At 64.9% G+C, this 26,918-nt stretch carries 23 protein-coding genes and 1 pseudogene; 3 read left to right on the forward strand and 21 right to left on the reverse strand.

Annotation, left to right across the window (positions count from 1 at the left end; translation table 11 throughout):
* Positions 1–20: 20 nt before the first annotated feature.
* Positions 21–2,501 carry a TonB-dependent receptor gene (locus J2X57_RS07430; protein WP_308846364.1) on the forward strand — a complete coding sequence of 827 codons (2,481 nt, stop codon included), beginning with the start codon at positions 21–23 and terminating at the stop codon, positions 2,499–2,501.
* Here the strand turns inward: J2X57_RS07430 and J2X57_RS07435 are convergent.
* The 6 genes from J2X57_RS07435 to cyoA form a co-directional block, all read right to left on the reverse strand.
* Positions 2,498–3,421 (reverse strand): DUF535 family protein, encoded by a 924-nt coding sequence (locus tag J2X57_RS07435; RefSeq protein ID WP_308846363.1) that lies wholly within the window; start codon positions 3,419–3,421, stop codon positions 2,498–2,500. The genes J2X57_RS07430 and J2X57_RS07435 overlap by 4 nt on opposite strands.
* Positions 3,422–3,460: 39 nt before the next feature.
* A complete protein-coding gene (locus J2X57_RS07440; protein WP_309865361.1) occupies positions 3,461–4,243 on the reverse strand; it encodes an SURF1 family protein in 783 nt (260 codons plus the stop codon).
* Entirely contained in the window at positions 4,240–4,650 is a 411-nt protein-coding gene (cyoD, locus tag J2X57_RS07445) for a cytochrome o ubiquinol oxidase subunit IV (RefSeq protein ID WP_036109351.1), read from the reverse strand. The genes J2X57_RS07440 and cyoD overlap by 4 nt, the downstream gene beginning before the upstream one ends.
* The gene (gene cyoC / locus J2X57_RS07450) at positions 4,647–5,222 is read right to left on the reverse strand and encodes a cytochrome o ubiquinol oxidase subunit III (RefSeq protein ID WP_214442890.1); all 576 of its coding nucleotides are present in this window, start codon (positions 5,220–5,222) and stop codon (positions 4,647–4,649) included. The genes cyoD and cyoC overlap by 4 nt, the downstream gene beginning before the upstream one ends.
* Before the next feature lie 52 nt (positions 5,223–5,274).
* Positions 5,275–7,248, reverse strand: a complete 1,974-nt coding sequence (gene cyoB, locus J2X57_RS07455; protein WP_197056653.1) for a cytochrome o ubiquinol oxidase subunit I — start codon at positions 7,246–7,248, stop codon at positions 5,275–5,277.
* A gap of 70 nt (positions 7,249–7,318) precedes the next feature.
* On the reverse strand, positions 7,319–8,392 hold the full coding sequence (gene cyoA, locus J2X57_RS07460; protein ID WP_218124548.1) for a ubiquinol oxidase subunit II: 1,074 nt from the start codon (positions 8,390–8,392) through the stop codon (positions 7,319–7,321).
* Between the two features lie 139 nt (positions 8,393–8,531).
* On the opposite strand from cyoA, the gene J2X57_RS07465 reads away from it, so the two are divergent.
* Both J2X57_RS07465 and J2X57_RS07470 read left to right on the forward strand, forming a co-directional pair.
* On the forward strand, positions 8,532–9,875 hold the full coding sequence (locus J2X57_RS07465) for an MFS transporter (protein WP_036109345.1): 1,344 nt from the start codon (positions 8,532–8,534) through the stop codon (positions 9,873–9,875).
* A 121-nt stretch (positions 9,876–9,996) separates the two neighbouring features.
* Positions 9,997–11,055 carry a trifunctional transcriptional activator/DNA repair protein Ada/methylated-DNA--[protein]-cysteine S-methyltransferase gene (locus J2X57_RS07470; protein WP_308846710.1) on the forward strand — a complete coding sequence of 353 codons (1,059 nt, stop codon included), beginning with the start codon at positions 9,997–9,999 and terminating at the stop codon, positions 11,053–11,055.
* 72 nt (positions 11,056–11,127) lie between these two features.
* On the opposite strand, the gene J2X57_RS07475 is transcribed toward J2X57_RS07470, so the two are convergent.
* From J2X57_RS07475 to J2X57_RS07545, 15 genes and pseudogenes are all read right to left on the reverse strand, one after another.
* Complete coding sequence (locus J2X57_RS07475; RefSeq protein ID WP_309865369.1) at positions 11,128–12,114, reverse strand: NAD(P)-dependent oxidoreductase; 987 nt, start codon at positions 12,112–12,114, stop codon at positions 11,128–11,130.
* A 12-nt stretch (positions 12,115–12,126) separates the two neighbouring features.
* Positions 12,127–12,672: a DUF2058 domain-containing protein gene (locus J2X57_RS07480; protein ID WP_043696536.1), complete on the reverse strand. Its 546-nt coding sequence runs from the start codon at positions 12,670–12,672 to the stop codon at positions 12,127–12,129.
* 77 nt (positions 12,673–12,749) lie between these two features.
* Positions 12,750–13,730 (reverse strand): fimbrial protein, encoded by a 981-nt coding sequence (locus J2X57_RS07485; protein WP_309865373.1) that lies wholly within the window; start codon positions 13,728–13,730, stop codon positions 12,750–12,752.
* 34 nt (positions 13,731–13,764) lie between these two features.
* Positions 13,765–14,196: pseudogene (locus J2X57_RS07490) on the reverse strand (hypothetical protein); the annotation flags it as partial.
* 8 nt (positions 14,197–14,204) lie between these two features.
* The gene (trbL, locus tag J2X57_RS07495; RefSeq protein WP_309865377.1) at positions 14,205–15,410 is read right to left on the reverse strand and encodes a P-type conjugative transfer protein TrbL; all 1,206 of its coding nucleotides are present in this window, start codon (positions 15,408–15,410) and stop codon (positions 14,205–14,207) included.
* A gap of 51 nt (positions 15,411–15,461) precedes the next feature.
* Positions 15,462–16,298 carry a hypothetical protein gene (locus J2X57_RS07500; protein ID WP_043696545.1) on the reverse strand — a complete coding sequence of 279 codons (837 nt, stop codon included), beginning with the start codon at positions 16,296–16,298 and terminating at the stop codon, positions 15,462–15,464.
* A gap of 32 nt (positions 16,299–16,330) precedes the next feature.
* Complete coding sequence (locus J2X57_RS07505) at positions 16,331–17,554, reverse strand: TrbI/VirB10 family protein (RefSeq protein WP_309865380.1); 1,224 nt, start codon at positions 17,552–17,554, stop codon at positions 16,331–16,333.
* 20 nt (positions 17,555–17,574) lie between these two features.
* Entirely contained in the window at positions 17,575–18,471 is an 897-nt protein-coding gene (gene trbG / locus J2X57_RS07510) for a P-type conjugative transfer protein TrbG (RefSeq protein WP_309865383.1), read from the reverse strand.
* Between the two features lie 10 nt (positions 18,472–18,481).
* Complete coding sequence (locus J2X57_RS07515; RefSeq protein ID WP_309865386.1) at positions 18,482–19,198, reverse strand: VirB8/TrbF family protein; 717 nt, start codon at positions 19,196–19,198, stop codon at positions 18,482–18,484.
* Positions 19,195–21,732, reverse strand: coding sequence for a VirB4 family type IV secretion/conjugal transfer ATPase (locus tag J2X57_RS07520; RefSeq protein ID WP_309865388.1), 2,538 nt, complete (start codon positions 21,730–21,732; stop codon positions 19,195–19,197). The genes J2X57_RS07515 and J2X57_RS07520 overlap by 4 nt, the downstream gene beginning before the upstream one ends.
* Positions 21,729–22,040 (reverse strand): conjugal transfer protein TrbD, encoded by a 312-nt coding sequence (locus J2X57_RS07525; protein ID WP_043696555.1) that lies wholly within the window; start codon positions 22,038–22,040, stop codon positions 21,729–21,731. Before J2X57_RS07525 ends, J2X57_RS07520 begins: the two co-directional genes overlap by 4 nt.
* Positions 22,040–22,459 (reverse strand): TrbC/VirB2 family protein, encoded by a 420-nt coding sequence (locus J2X57_RS07530; protein ID WP_309865392.1) that lies wholly within the window; start codon positions 22,457–22,459, stop codon positions 22,040–22,042. The genes J2X57_RS07525 and J2X57_RS07530 overlap by 1 nt, the downstream gene beginning before the upstream one ends.
* 19 nt (positions 22,460–22,478) lie before the next feature.
* Positions 22,479–23,447: a P-type conjugative transfer ATPase TrbB gene (trbB, locus tag J2X57_RS07535; RefSeq protein WP_043696558.1), complete on the reverse strand. Its 969-nt coding sequence runs from the start codon at positions 23,445–23,447 to the stop codon at positions 22,479–22,481.
* Between the two features lie 100 nt (positions 23,448–23,547).
* Positions 23,548–26,145 (reverse strand): fimbria/pilus outer membrane usher protein, encoded by a 2,598-nt coding sequence (locus J2X57_RS07540; protein WP_309865396.1) that lies wholly within the window; start codon positions 26,143–26,145, stop codon positions 23,548–23,550.
* Positions 26,142–26,870: a fimbria/pilus periplasmic chaperone gene (locus tag J2X57_RS07545; RefSeq protein WP_309865399.1), complete on the reverse strand. Its 729-nt coding sequence runs from the start codon at positions 26,868–26,870 to the stop codon at positions 26,142–26,144. The genes J2X57_RS07540 and J2X57_RS07545 overlap by 4 nt, the downstream gene beginning before the upstream one ends.
* Positions 26,871–26,918: the final 48 nt, after the last annotated feature.

The following is a 26,918-nucleotide window of genomic DNA, read 5'->3' on the forward strand; positions in this document are numbered from 1 at the left end:
CACCGTTGGGGCCGCAGGTCTTGCAGTACTCGCTTCGCGGGCGCCGGCGCGCAATCTCCGGCGCGCTGGCGTTAGTGCTCGCGCACGGCGCCGCCTGCGCCGCCGAGGTTCCGGCCGATGGTTTCAGCTCCGCTCCCGTCGCGTTCGCCATCGCGCCGCAGCCGCTGGCCACGGCGCTGCTGGCCTGGGGTAAACAGGCCAACGTGCAGGTGCTCACCGCGTCCGGCTCGATCGCAAGCTGGCGATCCGGTGGTGCGCAGGGTGTTCTCACGCCGAACGCCGCCCTCGATGAACTGCTGCAGGGCACGGATCTCGAACGGGAGTCATATGACGCCCGCACGGTCGTCGTGCGCCAGCGGCAGAAACCCGGCAACGCGACGCCGGCGCCCGGCGATCCGGCCGCTCCCTTCGATCCGGCGGATGTCGTACCGCTGGCGACGGTCGACGTGCAGGGTCTGGTGCAGGACGGCGGTTTCAAGGCGGACACCACCCGAAGCGTCACGCGCAACGATGCCCACCTGACCGATGTGCCGCAGTCGATCTCCGTGGTGACACGCGACGTGATCGAGTCACAACAGGCGGTCGATATCGGCGATGTCGCGCGCTATGTCGCCGGTGTGCAGTACGTCGACGGTTATGGCGGCGCGCCGCTGTTTCTCATCCGCGGTTTCGATGCCGGCCATGGCATGACGGATGGCATGCCCAATGGCATCGCTCGCACCGAGGATCTGCCACCGCTGATCGGCATCGAACGTGTCGAAGTACTGCGCGGCCCCGAAGCCATTCTCGGCGACGCGTCGCAGAACAATAATTTCGGTGGCTCGGTCAACGTCGTGATGAAGCGGCCACAGGCCGAGACGGTGCGCACGCTCACGTATTCACTGGGCAAGTACGACGGTGGCAGGCTCGGTATCGATCTCGCGGGCACCGCATCGAAGGACGGTTCGGTGACGTACCGCCTTGTCGCGGCGGGGCAGCGCGGCGAGAAAACCGACGAAGGCGATGGTGGCGGTCATGGCGCTTACATCGCGCCGTCGCTCGCATGGCAAGGCGAGCGGACCCGTGTCATGGGCGGGCTGGAATTCGTGGACAACCGGGTCCCCGGACCGGAGCACACCGTCCTGCTCGGCGCCTCGCTGGCCTCCGCGTCGCCGTATCGCTCCGTCCCCGGCACACCGGGCGACACCTCGACCTACCGCACCGGACGCGCCGTGTTCGAGCTCGATCACGAGTTCGAGGACTGGACGTTCCACAGCCAGGGCCAATACGTCCGCCAGCGCAGCGACGGCAACAGCTGGTCGTATGTGTCGAGCGGCTTCGGCACGCAGAGCAACGTCCTGTCGGCCGTCGCGCGCTCGTTTCGCTACACCGGCACCTACTGGACCTGGCAGAACGACCTTACCCGCACGTTCCGCTACGGCGATGTCACGCACACGGTTCTGGTCGGCGTCGATCTCGCCCGCACCCACGCCGGCGACGGCGGTAGCGGCACGACGACCGAAACGGAAAGCGGCACCGACGACGTCACCGATCGCGATGCCTACGTAACGACCCGTCCGCTGGCGTACGACCTGCGCACTGGCGCGACCATGTCCGCCAAATACAATGCGCTGATCGCGCCGGTGAGTACCACGGTGCAGACGCTCGGCGGTTCGTGGCAAACGAATGCCGGCGTCTACCTGCAGGATCAGGTCGCGATCGGCGACGACTGGAACGTCCTTGCCGCCCTGCGCCGAACGACCTACAAGCTGGAGACGCACTGGACCGACGGGTCTCCCCGCACGATCCGCAAGGCGCGCTGGATTCCCAAGCTGGGCGTCGTTTACAAGCTGACGCCCGGGATAGCGCTGTACGCCGATTCGTCGACGGGTTTCCAGCCGGACCCGCTGCTGGGCAAGGACGGCCAGCCGTTGCCCGTCGCCACGTCCCGCCAGGTGGAACTCGGCGGCAAATTCGACCTGTTCGACCATCGCGCGCGACTGACCGCGGCGGTCTATCGCATCCATGTCGATCACAGCGTCGACCTGGTATCGCCGGAACCGCCGTTCTTCGCCACGCCCGGACCGGGCCAGACCAACCGCGGCGTGGAGCTGGAGTTTTCCGGTCGTGTCGCCGAGGGTCTCGATGTGCTGGCCAGCGTGACGGAAGCACGTATCCACAACAACGACGACACCCGCCCCACCGGTTCTCCCAGACATCAGGCCGCCGCATGGGCGAGCTATCGTTTCGGCGACGGCGACACCAAACCCTGGGGCGTCGGCGCCGGCATCCTCGCCCGCAGCCGCAGCATCGGGCGGACCAGCGGCGATGGGCAGTACTTCGGCATTCCCGGCCAGGCCAGCGTGGAAACCAACGTGTCGCGGTACGGCAGGAACTGGCGGCTGACGCTGGGCGTGAAGAACCTCTTCGCCCGTACGCTGTACGCGGTGAATTTCGATGAGACCTTCGTACCTATAAGGCAGGGGCGCGTCGTCCTGCTCTCGGGTTCGTACGACTTCTAGGCCTTCGCGAACGAGCGCAGGGCGACCTCGCAGGCTTCGCGCCGGAACGTATCGCGTTCATCGCGGCCGCTGCTCGCTCCGATGCGCGGAATCTCGTAACACCCGTCGATACCCGGGACACCGCCATGCCGCCGCCAGAAGCGGTCATAGGACGCCGCCGTGACGCCCGCCCGACGATCCAGCGGATGCGCGTCACGGGACACGCCGCGCACCCGGTCGATGCCGAAATACGTCGCCAGCGCGCGAACCACCGCGAGCAGCAGGTCGCGCGGACGCAGACCGCCCGTGGCACGGGTGAACCGCGCAATCGCACCGCGTCCGAGGTAGGCCCACGACCCGCGCATGGCGCCGACCAGCAGGCCGTCCGTGCCGCCGAACGTGATCGCGCAGGAGGAGATCACCTCTTTGTCGCCGTTGAGCAGGAACAGGCCGAGTTCGCCCGTGGCTTCGTGCTCGGGCGCGCGCGCATGCAGATACGCCACTTCACCGCCGCCGAGCGGCAGCGTCGCCAGGCGCACGTCGTGGCCACGGATCAGACGCTCACGCAGGCGCTCCGGGAACTTCCGGGCGACAAACCGGTAATGCGCTTCGACGAGCCGGGCGCACGTCGCCAGATCGAAGTCGCGTGAGATGTAATGGCGCTGCCAGCGCTCATAGACCCGCGGATTGAGCTCAGCGGCCGCGCGCATCGCCCGCGAGCGCCCGACCATGTCCAGCCACGCCGTCTGCCGCCGAAAGGCGGCGAGCGACCGAAGCAGATAAGTGAGACGCCGTTCGGGAACCGCTCCTTTGCGTCGCAGGGAAGCACGGCGTCGCGCGTGGTCCAGCACCAGGGCCAGCGTGCCTTGCCGCTGGCGGGGCGTCGCCCAGGCCAGGGTGAGGTCGTGCATCGCTTGCGACTCGGGGTAAGGCGTCTGCATCTACCCAAGACGTCCGGGGATCCCGAAATTGAAACGCCCTCAGGGTGTGCGGCGCTTCCTGCGCTGGTCCTTCCAGACGATCCAGGCGCCCAGCAGGGTCATCAGGGCCAGACCGAACCACGTGACCGCGTAGGACAGATGGTTGTCGGGGAAAGCGATGACGGTGAGGCCGCCGACCGGACCTTCGTCGCCGTCACCGCGACCGGGCGAGGAAGCCGCATCCGCGTCGACGAAATAGGGCGCGGTGTCGTCGAGACCCTTGGCCGCGGCGATTGCCGCCACGTCACGGGAATACCAGCGATCGCCCGCGGGGTCGTTGTCCTGCAGGAACGCACCCTTGGGTTCGCTGATCCGCAACAGGCCGGAGATCGTGGTTTCACCGGCGGGGCCGGGGGTACAGGTGGCCTTGCCGCCGCACCATGTCGTGGACACGAAGCCGCGGTTGACGATGACCGTGTCGCCCGAACGTGTACGCAGCGGGGTCATCAGCCACGAACCCATGCCCAGCTCCGTGCTGGCACGCACACGCACGCTCTTGTCCTGCAGGAACGTGCCGGTGAGCCTGACCCGACGGTACTCGTCGTTGGCGGCGCTGACCACGGGCCACTGCCCACGGCCCGGCGCGGTGACCGGCTCCGCATGCACGCGCTGGTCGACGCGGGCGATCAGGTCGTGTTTCCACGCGCGGCGGTGCACCTGCCAGGTGCCCAGGGCGACGAAAGCGACGAACAGCACCGTGCCGAGCACCGCCAGCAAGGCCAGAACGAAGACGCCGCGCGGAGAGCGCGGCGTCGTGGCTTCGTTTGGAACGTTGGTGCTCAAGGCAGGTTCTTGACCTGTTGCTCGGTCATGTCATGCGACATGCCCGGCATCATGTTGGCGTTCATGTGGAACATGACCCAGATGGAACCCGTGAGCGTGATGACCACCAGCACCAGGGTGAAGATCAGGGCCAGCATGTTCCAGCCACCCTCCGACTTCGTGTTCATGTGCAGGAAGTAGATCATGTGGACCACGATCTGGATGGCGGCGAAGAAGAGCACCACGATCGCAAGCGTCTGTGAGTTCGGGATGACCTTGCCCATCACGAGCCAGAACGGGATCGCGGTGAGGAACACGGCGAGGAAGAACCCCGTCATGTATCCCTTCAGCGTGCTGTGACTGGCACCGTCGTCGTGATCGTGGTGATCGTCGTGGTGGTGATCGTGCGATTCGATGTGCGCGCTCACGGCAGCACTCCCATCAGGTAAACGAAGGTGAAGACGCCGATCCAGACCACGTCGAGAAAGTGCCAGAACATCGACAGGCACATGATGCGACGCTTGTTGGCGGCGGTCAGACCGAAGCGACCCACCTGGAACAGCAGCGTGACCAGCCAGATGCAGCCGAAGGTCACGTGCAGGCCGTGGGTGCCGACCAGGGTGAAGAACGAGGACAGGAACGCGCTGCGCTGCGGACCGGCACCTTCGTGGATCAGGTGGGCGAACTCCCACATTTCGATGCCGAGGAAGGCCAGACCGAACAGACCGGTCACGACCAGCCACGCCATCATCGTGCCCTTGCGATTCTTCTGCATCTCCAGCACGGCGAAGCCGTAAGTGATGGAAGACAGCAGCAGCATCGTGGTGTTGACGGCGACCAGCGGCAGCTCGAACAGGTCGGCACCCGAGGGGCCACCGGCGTAGCTGCGACCCAGCACGCCGTAGACGGCGAACAGGCAGGCGAAGATGAGGCAATCGCTCATCAGGTAGATCCAGAACCCGAGCAACGTTCCGTTGGCCGGGTGGTGATCTTCCTTCATCCAGAACTCGAGTTTCTGGCCATCCGCGACGACGGCGGGCGAAGCGTGATTATCAGACATGGGCGGCAAGCTCTTCCGTGCGGATGGCTTCGGTACGAGCCACTTCGTCGGCGGGGATGTAGTAGTCGCGCTTGTAGTTGAAGGTGTGCGTGATGGCGCTCACCAGCAGGCCGACGAAGGCCAGGCCGGCGATGAGGAACATGTGCCAGATCATGGCGAAGCCGACCACGAAGGCGAAGCCCGCGATGACGACGCCCGCTGCCGTGTTCTTCGGCATGTGGATCGGCAGGTAGCCACCGAGGCGACGCTCGTGACCGCGCTCCTTCATGTCCCACCAGGCATCCGAGTCATGGATGATCGGGGTGAACGCGAAGTTGTAGTCCGGCGGCGGCGACGAGGTCGACCACTCCAGGGTACGGCCGTGCCACGGATCGCCGGTGACGTCGCGCAGCTTCTCACGGTTGCGGATGCTGACGAAGATCTGGATCAGGAACGAGGCGATGCCCAGAGCGACCAGCACCGCGCCGAAGGCGGCGATACGGAACCAGATGGCCAGCGACGGATCTTCGAAGTGGTTCATGCGGCGGGTGACGCCCATGAAGCCCAGCACGTACAGCGGCATGAACGCGAAGTAGAAGCCGGTCAGCCAGAACCAGAACGAGCACTTGCCCCAGAACGGGTCGAGGCGGAAGCCGAAGGCCTTCGGGAACCAGTAGTTGATGGCGGCGAACACACCGAACACCACGCCGCCGATGATCACGTTATGGAAATGCGCGATCAGGAAGAGCGAGTTGTGCAGCAGGAAGTCGGCCGGGGGCACGGCGAGCATGACGCCGGTCATACCGCCGATCACGAAAGTGACCATGAAGCCCATCGTCCAGAGCATCGGCACGTCGAACTGAATGCGGCCACGGTACATCGTGAACAGCCAGTTGAAGATCTTCGCACCCGTCGGGATCGAGATGATCATCGTGGTGATGCCGAAGAACGAGTTGACGCTCGCGCCGGAACCCATGGTGAAGAAGTGGTGCAGCCAGACCAGGTACGACAGCACGGTGATGACCACGGTGGCGTAGACCATCGAGGCGTAACCGAACAGGCGCTTGCGGCTGAACGTCGAAACGATTTCCGAGAACACGCCGAACACCGGCAGCACCAGAATGTAGACCTCGGGGTGACCCCAGATCCAGATCAGGTTGACGTACATCATGGCGTTGCCGCCGAAGTCCGTCGTGAAGAAGTTGGTACCGGCGTAGCGGTCGAGCGCGAGCAGCACCAGCACCGCCGTCAGCACCGGGAAGGCGGCGACGATCAGCACGTTGGTGCACAGCGAGGTCCAGGTGAAGACGGGCATCTTCATCATGGTCATGCCCGGCGCTCGCATCTTGACGATGGTGGCGATCAGGTTGATACCGGACAGCGTGGTGCCGACACCGGCCACCTGCAGCGACCATATGTAGTAGTCGACACCGACATCGGGACTGGCCGCGAGGCCGGACAGAGGCGGGTAGGCCAGCCAGCCGGTACGGGCGAACTCACCGACGAACAGCGAGGCCATGACCAGCAGGCCGCCAGCGACCGTCATCCAGAAGCTGAAGTTGTTGAGGAACGGGAAAGCCACGTCGCGCGCGCCGATCTGCAGCGGCACCACGTAGTTCATCAGACCCGTGACCAGCGGCATCGCCACGAAGAAGATCATGATCACGCCGTGGGCGGTGAAGATCTGGTCGTAGTGATGAGGGGGCAGGAAGCCGGGGTTGTCGCCGAAAGCGATGGCCTGCTGCATGCGCATCATCAGCGCGTCCGCGAAGCCGCGGAGCAGCATGATGATGCCGAGCACCATGTACATGATGCCGATCTTCTTGTGATCGATGCTGGTGAACCACTCTTTCCAGAGATAGCCCCACAGCTTGTACTTGGTGATCAGACCGAGCACCACGATGCCACCGAGGGCCACGCCCGCGAAGGTGGCGATCAGGATGGGCTCGTGGTACGGAATCGCATCGAGAGTGAGGCGTCCGAAGATCAGTTTGGCTAGATCGGGCATGTTCATTACCGGACTCGCTAAGGCTTGAATCGAAATCAGGCGGCCGCTGTTACAGCGGACGTCCGGCAGGGGTCATCGGCTGGCCGGCCACGCCGGCGCCGAGGCAGTAGGCACCGACATAGCGCGGGCCGGCATCGGCCAGACCTACCCGGGCGCGGGTCGCGGCGTCGAGCGAGGTCACGTTGTAGGTACCCACGACACCCTGCCCACCCTGCTTGTCGATCGCCATCATGTCGCTCTGGCACATGCGGTTCGACTCGACGCAGCGGTTGAGGATGGCGTTGTAGAGGTTGGGTGCCACGGTACCGTAGAAGTGCACCGGGTCCTTCTCGCTGGGCTGCTCGAGCTTGAGGTAATCCTCGCGGCTGAGCGTGTCGCCACTGGCCTTTGCCTTGGCGACCCAGCTGTCGAAGCCCTCATCGGACAGGCTATGGAAGGTGAAGCGCATGTCCGAGAAGCCGGCGCCGCTGTAATTGGCCGAAATGCCTTCGAAATCGCCGGTTTTGTTCATCACCGCGTGCAGCTTCGTCTCCATGCCGGGCATGGCATAGATCATGCCGGCCATCGACGGGACGAAGAACGCGTTCATGACGGACGAGGCCGTGATGTGAAACTCGATGGGGCGATCGACCGGGGCCGCCATCTCGTTGACCGTGGCGATGCCCTGTTCCGGGTAGAGGAACAGCCACTTCCAGTCCAGCGCCACGACCTCGACCACCAGCGGCCTGGTGCCGGGGGCGACGGGGCGGGTGGCATCGATCTGGTCGAGCGGACGATAGGGATCGAGCTTGTGCGTGCTGGTCCAGGTGATGGCGCCCAGCGCGATGATGATCAGCAGGGGAGCCGACCAGATCAGCAGCTCGAGGACCGTCGAGTGGTTCCAGTCCGGGTCGTAGCCCTTGTGATTCTTGTTCTTCTCGCTGTATTTCCAGGCGAAAAGGAAGGTCATCACGATCACGGGGATGATGATGATGAGCATCAGCACCACGGAGATCATGATCAGGTCGCGCTGCTGCCTCGCGATGTCGCCCGAAGGGCTGAACAGCACGGCATCGCAGCCCGAAAGCAACAGGGCAAGGGCGGGGATCAGCAATCCGCGCAACATCTTCAAGGACATTCGCATGATGGAGGCAACCGTGGGGACAGTAAAATTTACGCTGAACGGGTGGGCAAGGCCATAGGACACATTGTCCCATGGTCTACGAGCCATTGACCTCAAGCTTCGCTATGCTGTACCCAACTCTCCAGCCGGGCCGGGTACGATGACGACCATTTCGCAAGCGCATCAAGGGATTGCAGGCGTCGAACAGGACGTCCGCCGCCAGCACCAGACCAGCCACGCCCCGGTCGCCCCCGGCGAGATCGCCGTCGGTGTCGTCATCGGCCGCGCCTCGGAGTACTTCGACTTCTTCACATACGGCATCGCGTCCGTGCTGGTGTTCCCGTCGGTCTTCTTCCCGTTCCTCAGTCCGCTGGACGGGATCCTGCTGGCTTTTACGATCTTCTCGTTCGCCTTCATCGCCCGCCCGATCGGCACCACCCTGTTCATGGCGATCCAGCGGACCTGGAGCCGCGGCACCAAGCTGACGGCCGCCCTGTTCCTGCTGGGCACCTCCACGGTCTGCATCGCCTTCCTCCCCGCCAATACGACCGGCGGCTATCAGGTCATCGTGATCCTGTCCCTGCTGCGCTTCTTGCAGGGCATTGCGCTCGGCGGCTCCTGGGATGGCCTGCCCTCCCTGCTTTCGCTCAACGCCCCTAAGGAAAAGCGGGGCTGGTACGCGATGCTGGGCCAGCTGGGCGCCCCGATGGGCTTCCTGATCGCCGGGTCGCTGTTCCTCTTCCTCAATACCCAGCTGTCCCGTGAAGACTTCCTCGGCTGGGGCTGGCGCTACCCGTTCTTCGTGGCCTTCGCCATTAACGTGGTGGCCCTGTTCGCCCGTCTGCGTCTGGTGGTGACCGAGGAGTACACGCAGTTGCTCGAAGAAGGCCAGCTGGAGCCGATCGGCATCATCGAGATGTTCCACGCTCAGGGCTACAACCTGTTCATCGGCGCCTTCGCCGCCCTGGCCAGCTACGCGCTGTTCCACATCGTGACGATCTTCCCGCTGTCGTGGATCTCGCTGAACCGCTCGCAGGACATCAATAACGTCCTGATCGTGCAGATCGTCGGCGCCTTCGTGGCGATCCTGGCCACCGTGGCCTCCGGTGTGCTGGCCGACAAGTTCGGGCGTCGCAACACGCTGGGCACCATGGCGGTGCTGATCGGCCTGTTCGCCATCGCCTCCCCGTGGCTTCTGGGCGGCGGCAAGGTGGCGCAGGATGCCTTCCTGCTGATCGGCTTCGCCCTGCTCGGCCTGTCTTACGGCCAGGCGGCCGGTACCGTGACCGCGAACTTCGCAAAGCGCTTCCGCTATACCGGCGCGGCGCTGACCTCCGACTTCGCCTGGTTGTTCGGCGCTGCGTTCGCCCCGCTGGTGGCGCTGGGTCTGTCGATGCGGTTCGGGCTCGGCGCGGTCAGCATCTATCTGCTCTCCGGCGCCGCCTGCACCCTGTTGGCCCTGCGCATCAACCGAGCGCTGGAAACCGACCGCAACAAGGCCTGACGCGATGACCGGGGAGCGGCCGCATCGCTCCCCGGTCATCGACAAGGCAGTCGGGACCTTCGGAAAATAGCCGCCCGATTCGCGTGCTTCGACGCTGCCAGCATGCCTTACGCTATGCGGCATGCTTTTCGACCTGCCCGACCACGACACCTTATACAGAGCGTTACTCGACCGGGACCCGGCTTACGACGGCCATGTGTTCGTCGGCGTCACCAGCACCGGCGTGTTCTGCCGGCTGACCTGCCCGGCCCGCAAACCGCTGCTCGAGAACACCCGCTTCTACGATTCGATCGCCGGCTGTTTCGAAGCCGGCTTCCGGCCGTGCCTGCGTTGTCGCCCCCTCGATCCCGTGGGCCAGCGCGAACCGATGGTCTCGGCCCTGCTCAAGCGGCTGGAGGACGACCCCGAGCGGATCTGGTCCGAGGACGACCTCACCGCACTCGGCTACGACCCCTCAACCGTGCGACGCAGCTTCAAGCGCCACCTCGGCCTGACCTTCCTGGACATGGCCCGTCTTCGCCGGGCAGGACAAGGGATGGACAAGCTGGCTGGCGGAGCCACCGTCATCGAGGCTCAGCAGTCGGCCGGGTACGCATCGGGCAGCGGGTTCCGGGAGGCGATCGTACGCCTGCTCGGCGACGTGCCGGTGGCGCTTCGCGGGCGTGAACTGCTCAGGGCCGACTGGATCGAGTCGCCCATCGGCACGATGCTGGCCGTGGCCGACTCGCACGCCCTGCATCTGCTGGAATTCTTCGACCGGACGGCGCTGCCGACCGAGCTGAAGAAGTTGCGCGAGTCCACCCGCTCGTCGATCGGATTCGGGCGCACGCCGGTGATCGACCGGATCGAGCGCGACCTGCGCGACTATTTCGCGGGCACGCGGCTGGTGTTCGAGACGCCGCTGGCCCTGCATGGCTCGGTGTTTACCAAAGCGGTGTGGGATGAACTGATCGCGATCCCGCCGGGGACGACGCGGAGCTATTCGGAGATCGCCGCCTCAGCGGGAAGACACACCGCGGTGCGTGCCGTGGCGCGTGCCAATGGAGCGAATCAGCTGGCGATCGTGATTCCGTGTCACCGGGTGATCGGCGCCGATGGATCGCTGACCGGGTATGGCGGCGGGCTGTGGCGCAAGGAGTGGTTGTTGCGCCATGAGCGGAAAGTCATGGGGCTGAGGTAAGGGTGCCGCGCCGAAGCGCGGATCGCTGCCAGGAGTCAGCGCCCACCGGTGGCTTGCAAGACGGCGCGGCCTTCAACCGATCACAGGATACGGTTCGTCCCCGAACGCCGCATCGTGGTAACCCTTCTTCCCGATAGCCCGTGCCATGTCGCTGCGGAAGTCGACACCCTCGCGCAGGCACGTCAGCACGAACGCGAAATCGCGTTTCGGCGTCCAACCCAGATCACGCGTCGCCCGCGCGCTGTCGTAAACGCGATCCAGCGACGGCAGCAAGCGCCAGTCACGCGCGGCGTACAGCGCATCCACGTCAGGATAGAGGCGACGCACCACCGAGGGCGCGTCGTGGCGTAACGCGTCCACGTCGTCCCGGGAAAACGGCGTGGTCGCCGAAACGATGTAGCGACCGAAGCGCAGCGCGGGTGCGCGCTCGACAGCGAGCACGTGCGCGCCAACGACATCCTCGATATCCGCGCGCCGGTACGACAACTCGTTCGCCTGCATATTCGCGGTATCGAACGCATCGCGCACCTGTGCGCTGTCGTCATCCTCCGGGAAAAAACGCGAGGTGCGCAGCACGATTACCGGCAGGCCATCCTTGCGTGCGACGAGTTCGCAAAGGTCCTCCGCGGCGATCTTCGTCGTGCCGTAGATGTTTTTCGGTACCGGCACGACGCCCTCATCGATCCAGGCGGCGGGCTCGCCGGGCGCCGGCGACAACGCCGCGCCGAAAGCACTCGTCGTGCTGGTGAAGACGAACGAGCTCACACCATGCAATACGGCAGCTTCGAGCAAGGCGAGGGTGCCCGCGACGTTGGTATCGACGAACTGTCGTTTTGAATGCGTGACGACGTGCGGTTTATGCAGGGTCGCGCCGTGGATCACAGCGGTCACGCCCGACATGGCGTCACGCACGAACGTCTCATCGGCGATAGAGCCTACGATGTCGGTGAAGGGCGAACGTTTGATGTCGAGGCCGCGTACCTCGCGACCCTCCGCTCGCAAGCGTCGCACCAGGGCTTCGCCGAGGTGTCCCGCGCTACCGGTAACGAGAACGGTCATGCGCCGACCGCCTTACCAGATGAGGTCGTCCGGCACGACGAACTGCTTGTAGTAGTCGTCGTCATCGTCGCTGGTCGGCAGCGGATCGCCCTCCTTGCGGCCATGGTCGAGCACGATCATGTCGGTCGCGCGGGCGTGGATCTTGTCCGCGGGCAGACGGGGAATCAGCTCGTAGCCGTCGCCGGCACGGGCGATGACCAGCGCCCCCGAGGCCAGCTGGTTGCGCAGCCACTCGCTGACGAAGATGCTGGCGATCTTGTCGCCGTCGTTGAAGCGATAGGCGATGTCGCCCTCGCGCTTGACCTTCGTGGTCTCGATGATCTGCCGGACCTGGGCGCGGATCTCCTTTGCCCGGGCCTCGGCATTGCGTTCGGCGGCCAGAGCCCGGTCGCGCTCGGCCCGCTCAGCCTGGAGGCGGCGGACGTCGACCTGATCGGCCGCATCCGGCGCGGGAGCCTTGCCCTGACGGGCCTTGGCCTGTTCACGGGCGACCTTGGCGACCTTGTCCTTCTTGACGAGGCCGGCCTTGAGAAGCTGTTCCTGGAGCGGATTGCGCATATCGGCGAATTCGTACGTGCGAGGTCCCCGATTCTAACGCCGAACGGGAGCGGCGGGACCGGGGTGTCACGCGGCCCTCAGAAGAACTCGACCTGCACCAGCAGGGGGCGCCGGAACTCACCGCCGCGCACCGTCGGCTGGGTTTCACGCAGACGCGCATTGAACTGATAAGAGCGGCCGGTGCCCACGGCGTTGACCAGGAACGGCACGCCGGGCCGGAGCGTCGTCTTCGTATCGTCGCTGGCGATTTCGAGACCGACGTTCTTCGGGCCGGTCAGGGAGAAGAGCTCATCCAGTACAGGATCGGCGTCCGTCGCCTTACCGAAGGTGAAACTGGCGATCATCCCGACCGGCTCCGCGCAGGACTCCACCCTGAAATAGAACGGCACCCAGGGTGTGGCTCGCTCCGGGGTAGCGAAGTTGCCTACGTGATAGCGGCCCACGTCGACCGTCTGGTTGAGCGTGTCGCCGCTGATGCTGCAGGTGGGGCGCACGAAATAGAGCTCGTAGATTTTCAGGTGGCGAAAGGCCCTGGTTCTGGCACCGTCGGGTTGATACGTCCACTGCTGAGCGATGGTCCGGGAATCGACGCGACCGAAGCGCACCGGGCCTGTCGTGCGCACGACGCGATACCCGATGTCCGCATCGTTGCTGCGAACCGGCTCACCGAGGCGGAAGGTCCGCTGATAGCGGTGTGGGAAATACCGACGGTCACTCCCGTCCCGCTCTTCGATATACACCTCGATGCCGAAGCCCGACGGCTGTCCGTCGACCGTAAGCGTCACCATGCCGTCGTCGCGTGCCACGGTATAGTCGCCCTCGAAGGTGGCCTGCCCGCGCATGCATGTGGCCAGGATGTTGCCATCGCCATGCGCCTTCTCGTCGCGCACCTGCTGCCCCGGTGGCATGTCGTTCCATACGGTGATCTGCGCCGTCTGCCCAAGCTGATAATTGCCATCGGCCGACCAGTAGCAGCCATTCTCCGCCGCTATCGCGGGCGCGGCGAGCACAAGCATCGGCAACACGCCGAGGGCGCGGTGCATCGTTCGGTAGTTCATCAGGCCTCGTTCCTTAAGGTAGGGAATTCACGACGGCGTCGTGGGTTGGAAAGTGCGTGTCCAGCCAGGCGGACCAGCGGCCGGCGCGGTGGATAAGGTCCGCGCGATAACGTGCGTTGTGACGCGGGGTCCGGGAGTGGTAGTTCGCCGCGCGCGTCCACAGGTCGCCCGCATCGTTGCGAAGATGTGCGCGGATACGCCAGGCCGCCAGGAGGTAGGGATAGCATCCCGGTGCGGCGACGTCGCGCGCCGAAATGCCGAAGCGCGACAGCTCGCGCAGGTAGGCGGTATTGAACTGCAATGAGCCGACATCGTAGGTGCCGTTCTCATTGCGGACCCATTGCCCGGGTTTGCCGGCTTCTTTCTCGGCAACGGCGAGAAGCAGATTGGTCGGAACGTCGTACGCCAGCGAAGCGGCGAGCGAGCACGCGACCATCTCCTGCCGTTGCGGCGGGATGTCGGGCAGCGTATCGATCACGGCGGGTACCCTTCGCCACGTTCCGCCACATCCGTCCCCGGGCGTGCTGCACCGGCCGAACCGAAGACGCTGCCACCGCGACGCATCGCGTCCGCACCGCGGGACACGCCAAACGGATCGGACCCCGGAGCGACATGGAAGGGATCGCCCATACTGCTGCCGGACGCGGCCGAGCGGTGCACCGCGTCCATCACGGACCCGGTGCGGGCGCCCGCTGTGACGCCCATACCGCCATCCGGACCGGCGCCAGGCATCCGTCCGGTCGCCGCCGCGATGGCCGCGCCGCCGCCGGTGGCGATCGCGCTGCCGATCACGCTCGCGGAACCCGCGAGCACACCGAGCTGAGAACCGGTCACCATCGTGTAGAAGAACTGCGGGATGCGGACGGAAAGCACGAGCACCAGGACCGATACGGCGAGCATCATCCCGAGGAAAAAGAACTGCGGATCCGCGGAATTCATGCTGACTGTCGAGATCCGGTCGATGATGCGGTGACCACCTGCGCCGAGCAGGCCGAGCACCAGAACGGTGATGCCGACAGCCAATGCATGTTTGTAATAGCTCACGGCAAGTTGCGAGGTCCACCGCGCCCCGCCGAACCCAAGGAGGAAGATGCCCGCGTAGCCAAGCAGCCATGCCATGATCAGCGCCACCAGGAACTGCGCGCCGACGATGGTGAGCAGGACGAGAATCAGGACCGCGATTCCGCCTGCGAGAATCTGGTCGGGGTCGCTGCCGGTCCGGGTAGCGTCGAGAGTGCTGAAGTAAGTCGCCAGCCCACGCGCGACGAAGCCGTCGGCATGGCGCCCGAACGTAACGCGCCCAAGGTCGTTCTCCATCTCGAAGAAGGAGTCGACGATGTCGGCGATAAATCCGCCGCCACCCTCCCCGTCACTGGCGTTGATGAGCAACCAGTAGAACGTGCCGGTCACGATCATGAAGCGGATGAGTTCGATCAGCACTTCGCCGAGATCCTGCCGGAGGATGAGCATCCCCATGGTCCAGACCAGGCTCATCACCGCGAGCGACCAGAACAGCGTCTTCGCGGCGTCGAGGACCTGCGTTATGTCGAAGGCCTTCGCGATCGCGCCCTCCGCGGACGTGACCAGCTTGCCCGGCTCGATGTCCTGGCCAACGGCCACGGCGGATGCGAACAGGATAAGAACACCCAGAAGGACGGGAATGCGGCGCGGAGACGACATGATGTACCTGAAGGATCGAGGGGTGAGCGGCGCCATGGCGCCGCGTCGTGGTCAGAGCATGGGAAGCGGACGGCTCGCCGCGCTCGCCGCCTTGTCGAGGCCTTCGCGCAGATGTTTGCCCGTGGCGATGGCGCGAGCCTCCTTGTCGGCGGCAGCCTGGGATTCGGCCGCGCGCGCGGATTCCGAGGCCAGCATCATCGAACGGATCTCGAGCATCTGGTTGGCCTGTGAACCGGCGATGGCGTTGGCGACCTGAAGCTGGCGGGCGTGGCCTTTGACTTCTTTATTCATGCCTGCAAGATCCTTGAGCGCTTGCGCATCGTCCGCAATGCGGTCCTGCTCCAGATCGAGGCTCTTCACCAGCGCGTTGTTGGCCGCCTTGCGCGCACGCGATCCTTCGAAGCCGGCGTCCACCGCCTCTTTGTCGCCCGACCGCCCGTAATAACTGGCCGCATCGCCGAAATGGGCCGCGTAAGCATCGCTTTTTCCGTGCTCGTGAATTTCCTTCAAAAGTTCTTGTATCGGCCGGGGTACGGGAATGATCTCCCCGTTTCCACCCTTGTTTATGATCAGGGTGAAGTCCAGATCCGCATCGATCTCGGTGTTGATGATCGAGTTGTTCGACGTAATCGCGGTCGAGTTATCGATGTTATGTGTCGACTCGTCGATCTTCGTCGTCGATTTATCGATGTTGTTCGTGTAGTAATTGATCGTTCCGCTGTCGTTCCTCGTCAACGTCTTCTGAATCTTCTTGAGCTGAAGGCTCTGCATGGCATTCATCACAAGGTTCGCCACATCGATGACCGGCACGCCGGCCGAGGCGGTACCTGTGCATCCCGCCGCCGCAACCATGACGACGGCGATCGCAAGCTTTCTGTGTCCTCTCATTGGACTTCCTCTCCTTTGGGTTGGGTTGACGCTCAGTAATCGAACGGTTTGTACGCCTGCCTGAAGGTCAGGTCCTTCACCGCCATCACGTTGAACCGGTAGCCCGGCCGGATCTTCAGCTCCGGCGCGTAACTCATGTTCTTGTCGATCATCTTCGAAGCCACCTCACCTACCTGGCGGGCCAGGCTCTCCCGCATCATCACGGCGCTGGAGGAACCGAACGGGTCATCCCCGGGCCTGATACTCGACGATGTGAGCCCTGTCGCGATGCCCGACATGAGGATGGCGGAGGCGAACATGCGTGCGTAGTGGCGGTCCACCTTGTCGCTGAAGCCGGCGTATCCCGCCGAGTCGACACCTTCCATCGCACCGATATCCAACGCCTTGCCGTCCGGGAACACGATTCGCTGCCAGGCCACCAGCACCCGCGACTGACCCTCGATGACTTTATGGTTGTAGCGTCCGACCAGGCGCGACCCCTGCGGCACCAGACGATGGCGGCCGGTGGGCGTGTCGAAGACGTCCTGACTGACCTGGGCAATGATCTGGCCCGGAAGTTCGGAGTTGATACCCGAGATCATCGTCGCCGGAATGACCGATCCGGCACGCAGTTCGAATGCCGTACGCGGCGCTTCCATACCCGAGTCGAGCAGCCAGCGATCCGCACCGGCCCCGCGCGCGCTGGACCCGTCGAACGCGCTGTAGTCGCCCTCCGCATGTACCGGAATGCGCGTATCCCGCTCGCGGGCTTCCTGCGCTTCCGCCTCACGCGCCTTGTCGGCTTCGTTTTCCTTGACCGGCGCGACCTCGGGTGCCGCGGGTTTGGTCAGGCCGGTACGTGCATGCATGGCGCTCTGGAACAGTTTCATGCGCTCCTTGGCCATCGCGTCGTCGGCCACGCCGTTGCCGGCGCTCCGGTCAGGCACCGGCGGTGCATCCGGGTCCGCGACACGCGCGACGGGAAACGACACGGTTTGCTCGTCGGCGCCCGGCACCAGTCCGCCCGTCGCTCCACCCGCCAGCATCTGCTCGAGCAGCTGGCTGTTCTCGGGAAGCGCACCCGCCGCGGGCGGAGGATCCTCCTCCTTCTTCTGCCCGCGCTGGGCCGCGACCAGGGTGACGAGGATGACGAACACGACCATGACGCCGCCGATGATCAGCAGCGGTACGTTATTCACGCGCCGGACGCCCGCAGGCTTACCGGACGCGGCCGGCGGTGACGAAGCCTCGCCGTCCGCATCACCGGGTTCGGGCATGGGAGTCTCCATCCGCTGGCTCACCCACGCCGCTCGATGACGATCTTGCGTTGCGCCATGCCGACGCCCGCCACCAGAACGGCCTTCTTGAACAGCGTATCGACGATGTAACGCCCGTCCTGCAGGCGGTAATTGACCATCACCTCTTCATCCTTCCGGAACAGGCTGCCGCTCTCGCGCACGACAAGGAGCGTGGGCGCCTCCCCTTGCGAGAACGTCGAAGGCATCTCGATGATCGTCTTCACGCCGTCGTTGTAGACGCGCGCGGGCTTGAACGGCGCATTGCCACTGACCCGGTAGCCGAAGTCCAGGTCGCCCAGGTATTCCTTCTTTTCCCCGACCGCTGGCTTCACGGCCTGCGTGGCCGCGGCCTGGCGTTTCATCGCCGCCCATTTGGCGTCCACGGAAGCCGGGTAGGAGAAGGCCACACGTGGCATGTATTCCGTACGGTGCGAGCGCAGACGCAGGTGATACGTGCGCCGGTCGGTCGTCACCATGAGCGATGTCTCCAGCCCGACGTCGAGCGGTTTGATCACCAGATGCTGGACGGAGGTCGCGCCTGCGCCCGACAGCGCAGGCTCGACCAGCCAGCGTACCGCGTCGCCGAGGTTCACCGAGCTCACCTGCTCGCCCGGCTCGAGTTCGACGTCGCAGACCTGCATGACCGCGCACACGATGCTCGGCTGCGACTGGCCGAACAGAAAGCGTACGCTCCCGTCGGGTCCCGCCACCGGCTTGACGGAGGCGGACGTGCTAGCGATCCACTTTCGGGAGATGTCGAGCCCGGCCTTCTCCTGCGCGGTCAGCTTCGGGTTGTCCGCGGAAAAGAACTGGTTGGCGAGATCCGTCTCGGTGGTGGCCATGGCAAGGCTCGGTACGAGCCACGCCAGCGAGGCGAGGGTAGCTGCTGTTTTCATGTCGTGCCCGTCAGAACTGCTTGGACCAGGAGTAGTCCGAGATATAAATACCCAGCGGATTGAGGCGCAGTTGCTCCTCGTTGATATCGCTTGCGATCGGCCGCGTCTCGACGTTGAGCAGCGCACGCATGCGATACGGCTTGCCCTGTACCTCGCCCCTGCGTGAGCGCTGCGTTTCGATCCAGTCCACCTGCCAGGTCGTCGCGGTCTGGGGGATCGCGGAGACGATCTCGACGTTCACGGTCTGCTTTTCCGCTCGCTTGAACGGGTTGGTTTCCGGATTGCCGTTGAGCCACGCCGTCATTTTCCGCGTCGACGCGCTTCCTGCATTCATCAGCGCATACACCTTGAAAATGGCACGGCGCTGCATCGCGATATCCGGCGTCACTGTGCGCGCGTTGACGATGAACTCCGCGACCGAGGCGCGAATCACGCGCTGATCGATCTTCGCGGCCTTGTCGGCGGGCGCCACGGACATCGCTTCGCCCAGCTTGTTCACTTCGATCACGTACGGCACGAATTTCGACTGGCTGCCGATATAGACCACCCCGCCGACGGCGGCGAGGACGATCAGCAGACTGATCAGCGCCACCGCCTGCCACAGCGTGCGCGACGCGATCAGGCTGCCGACGTGGGAATTCCAGGTACGACGCGCGTTGAGATACGGATGGGCAAGCCCTGTCGCCGTGGTGGGACGGAGGTTCCCCACTCTTTTTCCCTGTTTCATGAGATGACTCCGTAGTCCTCGAGACGCAGACCTTTGAGCTCCAGCCACGGGTGCACCCAGGCATCGCCGTGACGACTTTCCAGCGTGCGGATGGTCGCGATGGATTCACGATCGGTGTGGCCGATGAAGGCCAGCGCGAGCGGACCGAGCGCGAGGTCGTAGAGGCGACGCCCCTTGTCCGACATGTAGTAGTAATGCCGCTTCTGTACGGCGGTCGCGAGGATCTCGATCTGCCGGGTGTTCAGACCCATGCGCCGGTAGAGTGCCGTCGCGTCATCGTCCCGGGCGAAGGGATTGGGCAGGAAGATTCTGGTCGCCGTCGATTCGACGATGACGTCGAGGATTCCGGAGTTCGCGGCATCGGACAGGCTTTGCGTCGCCATGATCACGATGCAGTTGGACTTGCGCAGCACCTTGAGCCACTCGCGGATCTTGGCCCGGAATACCGGATGCCCAAGCATCAGCCATGCCTCGTCGAGAATGATCGCCGCGGGCTGCCCGGTCAGCGATGTCTCGATGCGCCGGAACAGATAAAGCAGCACCGGCAGCACGAACTTGTCGCCGAGGTTCAGCAGGTCCTCGATCTCGAACACCGCGAAATCGGACAGGCGGAGGCCGTCCTGGGCGGCATCGAGCAGGTGCCCCATGGCGCCGTCCGCCGTATATATCCTCAGGGCTTCACGAATGGCTTCGTCCTGAATCATCAGCACGAACTCCGACAGAGTGGTCGCACCCGAGCGGTGCATGGCGGTGAGCGCGTTACCGATCTCGTTTCTCTGTGCCGGCGTGGTCTGAACGCCGTTCAAGGCCAGCATGCTGTCGATCCACTCCATGGCCCACGCCCGGTCCGACTTGGTCGTCAGGAACTGCAGGGGACAGAAGGCCAGCGTCTCGTCGTCACCGCCCACATCGAAGTGCAGCCCGCCGCATGCCCTGGCCAGTGGATACAGTGACAGGCCCTTGTCGAAGCAGTAGAGCGACATGCCGCGATAACGGCGCAGCTGTGCCGCGATCAGGCCGAGGTGAGTCGACTTACCCGAACCCGTCGGGCCGAACAGAAAGGTATGGCCCAGATCGTTGACATGCAGATTGAGGCGAAACGGCGTCGCCCCCTGCGTCACGCATTGCATCAGCGGCGGCGACGAGGGTGGGTACATCGGGCACGGGGCTTCCGCCTGCCCCGTCCATATCGTGGACGACGGCAACAGGTCGGCGAGGTTCAGCGTATTGATCTGCGGCCGGCGCACGTTCTCCACGCCGTGTCCCGGCATGCTGCCGAGTAGGGCATCCATCGTGTTGACGGTCTCGACGCGCGCCGCGAAACCGCGCGCATTGATCGCCTTCTCGACCTGGCGCACCGAGCGCTCCAGTCTGGACCGGTCGTCGTCGGACACGACGACCACGCTGGTGTAGTAACCCTGCGCGACGAGCCCGCTGTTGATCTCCGCGATCGCCGCCTCGGCGTCGTGCATCATCGACAGCGCGTCGTAGTTCACGGAGCCGGTGCTGGTCTGAAAGATCTGGTCGAAGAAGCCACGCACCTTCTGTCGCCACTTCTTGCGGAACTTCTCCATTTCGCGAAGGGCTTCGTGCGGGTCCATGAATATGAAGCGGTTGGACCAGCGGTAGGCACTCGGCAGTTCGGCCAGCGAGGCCAGGATCCCGGGATAGGACTCCAGCGGAAATCCCTCGATCGCCACCACCTGCACGAACCGCCGGCCGATACGCGGCGCCACGCCCGCCCAGATTTCCTGACCGCCGACCAGCGCGTCCACGTAGACCGGATTGGCCGGCAGCGCGATCGGATGATCGAGGCCTGTCACGCAGTACTGCAGCCAGCGCAGGAAGTCGTCATGGACTTCCTCCCGCCCTTCCTCGGTGGTATGCCGGTTGCCCTTGAGCCGATCCATGCGGAAGACGCCGGACAGGCGGCTCTCGAAGCTGCGGCACTCCCGCTGGAAGTCGGCGATGAGGCTATAGGTACGCTCCGCCTTTCCCGCTACTTCGGTGTCGTCGTCGAACATCATCTCGACGAACTTTCGCTGGGCCACCTGCGGCGGGAACCAGGTGAGGGTCATCACCAGATAGCCCTCGTACGTCGTTCCCAGACCGCGGAACAGACGCCGCCGTTCTTCGTCGATGGCGGCGGATACCGGGTCCGGGAACGCCGAACGGCCGGCGTCCGCATAGTCCTGCGCGGGGCGCCGGACGGCGTCCACGTGCAACATCCAGCCGTTACCCAGACGCGACAAGGCCTGATTGACCCGCATGGAAACCGTTTCACGCTGCTCGTCGGTGCTGCTGGCCGCGTCGTCGCCCGTGAAGACCCAGGCCGCCATGAGCGCACCGTTCTTGCACACGATGACACCATCGTCGACCACGGCCGCGTAGTTGAGCAGGTCCGACACGGCCTGCCCGTGCGGGCGGTAATGGTTGAGCCTGGGCTCCGCGTCCAGACGCCGGATGCGCAGCAACAGCAGGGTGACGAGGATGGCGACCACGATCGCCATCCCCGCGATGATCCACACCATCATCGGTACTGCGCCTCCTCGGCCGGTCCGTTCGTACGGAACGGCGTCGAACGCGGGGGGTAGTACTCCCGATAGCGGCGTTGCCGCAGGTAGACCTTGCGCATCTTCGGGTCGGCTTTGGCCATCAGGCGGAAGGCGTACAAGGCCCCGAACCACAACAACGTACCGAAGACGCCCGCTTTCATCTCCTGCGCTGAAAAAATGAGTGCAGCGGCGGTAAGCCCGCTGAACATGACCAGTTCGCGGTCTCCTCCCAGCACCAGGTTGTCACGGTTTCCTGCGCGACGAATCGGGACGGTGCGGATCGCCATTACGCCACCGTTTCGCGGAGGTAAGTTCCCACGACTACGTCGACGCCTCTTTGGTACGGACCAACCCGCCCTACGCCCTGCGCTTTGGTTGCCCACTTGCCGCCCAGCATCGTGACGACCGAGCCCGCCTGGACGATGACCGCCACTACCAGAATGATGAAGACCATCGTCCGAAGGAAGCCACTGATCTCGCCTCCGAATATAAGCATGGCTCCGCAACCGATGATGCCGACCAGAGAGATCACGAACGGCACCGGACCGGTCATCGAATCATAGAAGACCTCCATACCTTTCTCGTACGGAAGCACATCCGTTTCGCCAGCGGCGAAGCAAGGTATCGCGTAGAGACACATTGCGAGCGATATCGCGACGATTGCGTACAACTTGCCGCGCATAGGTGACCGGACTTCATTCGACATTGTTTCCTCCATATTCGAGTTAGAGATGACGCAGCACATAACGCCCATCCTCGTAGCCATCCACGGCAACGATTTCCTGGACGCGACGGCCGCTCGGGGTACGCGTGATGTGAACGAGCAAATGGACCGATTCGCCGATCAGCGGCTCGATCGGGCGTGGTGCATCCCGATGCATGCTGATGAGCATCGCCAGCCGCGACAGCCCGGCTCGCGCATCGTTGGCGTGCAGCGTGGCGGCGCCGCCTTCGTGGCCGGTGTTCCACGCCATCAGCAGATCGAGCGCCTCCGGCCCACGCACCTCGCCGACCAGGATGCGATCCGGGCGCATGCGTAACGAGGTGCGAAGCAACTGGGTCATGCCGACTTCGTACGAGGTGCGGTACTGCACGAAGTTCTCGGCGGCGCACTGGATCTCGCCGGTGTCCTCGATGATGAAGACGCGCTCGCGCTTATCGAGTTCGACCATCTCGCGGATGATGGCGTTGATCAGCGTCGTCTTGCCCGAACCGGTGCCGCCGATGACGAGGATGTTCCGGTGCAGGCGGATGGCGTCGAGCAGCACCTCGCGGTGCGCCGCTGACATCGCGCCGTCGGCAACGTACTGCGCCAGACTGAAGATCGACACCGCCTTCTTGCGCAGTGCGAAGGTCGGAGCCGCCACGATAGGCGGCAATTGCGCGGCGAAGCGCGAACCGTCCAGCGGGAATTCGGACTCCAGCACCGGCTGTGCGCGCGTGATCTCCTTACCGTAATACCCGGCCGTGGTCTTGATGATCGCCTCCGACTGACTGGGGCGCATCGTGCCGATACAACGCATGCCCTCACCGAGGCGCTCCTGCCACAGGCGGTGATCGGCGTTGAGCATGATTTCAATGGTCTTCGGGTCGGCGAAGGCGCTGAGAAAGGAGTCGCCGAGGTCCCGCATCAGTTTTTCGCGCGCCCGTTCGCGCAACACGGCGGAGTGACCGCCGGCATGTCCCTGTTCCATGGTGATGGTGTCGCTGGTGGCGTCGGGGCGACCCTCGTGGTCGCACCGCGACGCGGTTCTGTCTCGGGCGCGTTCCCTGCCCGTACCTCGGTTCGTTTCGTCAGGACGCGTTATCGCGGCTTGCGATCTCTGCCTCCTCTTCGCAGGGCGATCTCACCGCACGATGCAGGCCGTGCAAGGGCAGGCTTTCGAGCGACGATGGCAAGGCGATACGGCAGCCGCCGCCTGGCCAGCTGACGCGCAGGCGTGCTCCTGCCGGCGCACCGCGCGTGAAGATCTTGCTGCCCTGACCCACGACGCCCACCGCCTTTCCGCCTTCGTCGAAGACGGACGCACCAAAGGGCAATGGGGCGCCCCCGGGCTGGGTGGCGTGGATGAGCACCGCCTTCGCCTGCTCGGTCTCGTAGTCGAGCCGCGCGATCGCTCCCGCGCGTGGCGCCACCGCCTCACTCGTGCTGTGCAGATGAACGTCGTGCGACGCCCCGCGCGGGTCGATCGCGACGTGATTCAGCTGGTACGGTTGCAGCCCCCGGACCACCGCGTTGCCGTGGCGATCGAGACGTACGCCGCTGTGGCTCTCGATGCGGGCGCCCGCGGCTCCCGGCGCGTGAACGATGGCATTGGTTTCGCCCAGTTCCTGGGTGAACGTGATGCCGTCGCGGTGGGCCAGCACGGCGCCCGTCGCGCCCAGCGCATACTGGCTCGAGCCAGCGCCGGAGCGACTGACGCCCGCGCGGTAGACACCGGCGTAGCCACGATAGGCAAGGTTGGCCGAACCGGTGTTGCGCGCGGCCCGCCGGGGCGATTCGATACGGCTCGCCGCCAGCGCATAGGTCAGGTCGTCGTCGCCGGCGACCCTGCCGTTGATGTTCGCCGTCAGCGCGCCATAGCCTGCGTTGCTCCGGTTGTACGACAGCCCGACGTTCGGTGCCGCCGCCGCACGGCCCAGCGGCACGTTGAACGACACGTAGAGCACGGTGTCCGTGCCACCGCGCGGGCGGCCGCTGAAAACGCCGCCCAGTGCGCTGCCGACACGGGAGCGTTGCAATGACACGTTGTAGAAAGCCGAGCGCAACGAGCCCGCATATCCCAGGGTGTAATCGAGCCCCCGAGACCGACTCCCCCAGTAGTCGACGACGGAGCCGGTGAGGGAGAGCCGCCCCGTTCCCACGGTCTGGCCGAGGTTGGCGTCGAAGCGGCTGCGCTCACCGCCCACGGGGTCGCCCGTGATGCCACGTCGGAGACGCGAGCGCAGGCGGGCCGCGTCCGTCACACCCAGATAGTCGCGGGTGGAGAATCGATACGCGGCGACACCGAAGCTCGTACCCGTCGCGGGCAGCGTGCGGCTGTAGCGCAGCCGCGTGCTCAGCCCGCGATGTACGCGGCCGGAACGCGACGCGGCGCGCGAGCCGGTCACATCCAGCGCCACGGCGCCGAAGGGAAGATTCATCGCCGCGCCGATCAGGCCGGCGGCGTAACTGTTCGACAACGTACCTCCCGCGTACAGCGTGCTGTTGACGGTCGCGCCGTACTGCATCGTCGCCTGGGCGATGAACGGTGTCTCCGGGACGGACGCCTCGTCCACCTGCCCCGCCCAGAAGGCAAAGCGCGATGTGCCCTCGCGCAGCATCTGGGGTACGGCCGTATAGGGCACCAGCGACGTCTTCGTGCGGCCATCCGCTTCGGTCACGGTCACTTCGAGGTCGCTGCCGTAGCCCGTGGGGTAGAGGTCGTCGATCTCGAACGGACCGGGTGCCACCGTGCTGCTGTGGATGACGTAGCCGTTCTGGCGAACGGTGACCTGCGCATTGCCCTCGGCTACGCCGCGAATGACCGGCGCGTAGCCGCGCTGCGACGCGGGCAGCATGCGCTGATCGCTGGCGATGCCAAGCCCGCGGATACGCACGCTGTCGAGAATGTCACCCGCGGTATAGGTCTCGCCGACGGTGAGCTGGGCGCGCAGATCGGTGAGGTCGTGTTGCGCATGCACCAGCGTGTTGCGCCATTGGCGTCGGCCGGCGGATACCGCCAGGCCCCCGTTGTGCCGGATACGCCAGCCACCGAGATTGACGCCCGCATTCACGCCGACGTAGCTGGCCGTCGACTGCCGCCCCTGCGTGCGTATCCGATAGGTGTTGGCGTTGTAGTTGAGCATCGCGGCGTTTTCGCCGGCGTCCCAGAGTTCGGGCGCGACATAGCCAAGCGGCCGTGAGGCGAGAAAGGCCTGCGGCAAGGTCACGCGCAGGATCTGTTCGGATTCGTCGAAGTCGACCGTCGCGCCCGGCACGATCGTGTCCAGCGTTCCGCAGGTCGCATCGTGTGCGGGTATGTCGCCGACACGGCGCGCTTCGAGTTTTTCCGTATCGAGCCCGAGACGCAGAAGCGTCGGCCGGTCGAAGCACGGTCTGGCGCTCTCGCTCCCCGCGATCTCACGGAAGACGATGTCGTAGGTGCCGGGCACCGGCTCGCCGTTGAGCAGGATGTGAGGCTGATAGACGCCGGGCAGCGTCACATTGCCCCGCTCGAAGCGGGACAGGTCGATCGCACCACCGGTGGAGTGGATGAAGTCGGGATTGAACGCGGCTTGCGGCGCACCCGGATCGAGGGCGGCCGCGTCCGCCGAGGCGCAACCGGCCAGCGCGAAGGCGACAGCAAGCGGCCGCCGGGGCAGCCGTGGGCGACGGACAGCGGTGATCATCGTGCGTCGATCGTCGTGCTGTGCGGCACGAAGCCGCCATAGTCGTTGATGCTCTGGTAACGCACGTCGACACGAGCCGCTTTCAGCGGCTTCGGCAGCGGCGGCGAGAGCGATGCGTGCGGAGCGATCGACAAGGGCTCCGCCTCCATGGTCTCGCTCCCGGAAACGAGGCGAAGCTCGTTGAGGCTGACGTGATAGTCACTGTGGTTGGTGACCGACAATATCCCGTCGCGCGACAAGCCCCACGACAGGTTCTCCGCGGCCGCGGCGGCCGAGCCCTTCAGGCCTTTGGGGCGATAAAACAATTTGAGGCGGTAACGGAAAGCGAGCTGGATCGTATTGGCGTCACCGGTGCTCTCGGCCTTGGGTGGCACTTCGAGGACGTTGAGCCAGAACTGCGATTCACGATCGTCCGGCACCGTCCCTTCGGTGAACGAGATGCGGAGAGTTTGCGATTTGCCCGACTCGACGCGCGAGATAGGCGGAGTCAGGTTGAACGGCACGTCGACGTGCTCGGGCGTGGACCGCGCGTCACCGTCGTCGATCCATGCCTGGGCAAGCACGGGCAGCGTACCCTTGTTGGTCAGTTTGACGGCGATCTCCCTCTCGCCGGCCTGATAGACATAGCGTGTCGCATTCATGACCACGCCCGCCCCGGCGGGCATGGAGGCGAGCAGCAGCAGCGCGGCAAGCACACACGCCGGCAAGCCGATATTCCATTTCATTGCGTGCATCCGGAGTCGTTCCTTCACGTAAACAGTGCGACCGCCGGC

This window comes from Luteibacter sp. 1214, from assembly GCF_031455395.1.
Lineage (GTDB): Bacteria > Pseudomonadota > Gammaproteobacteria > Xanthomonadales > Rhodanobacteraceae > Luteibacter > Luteibacter mycovicinus.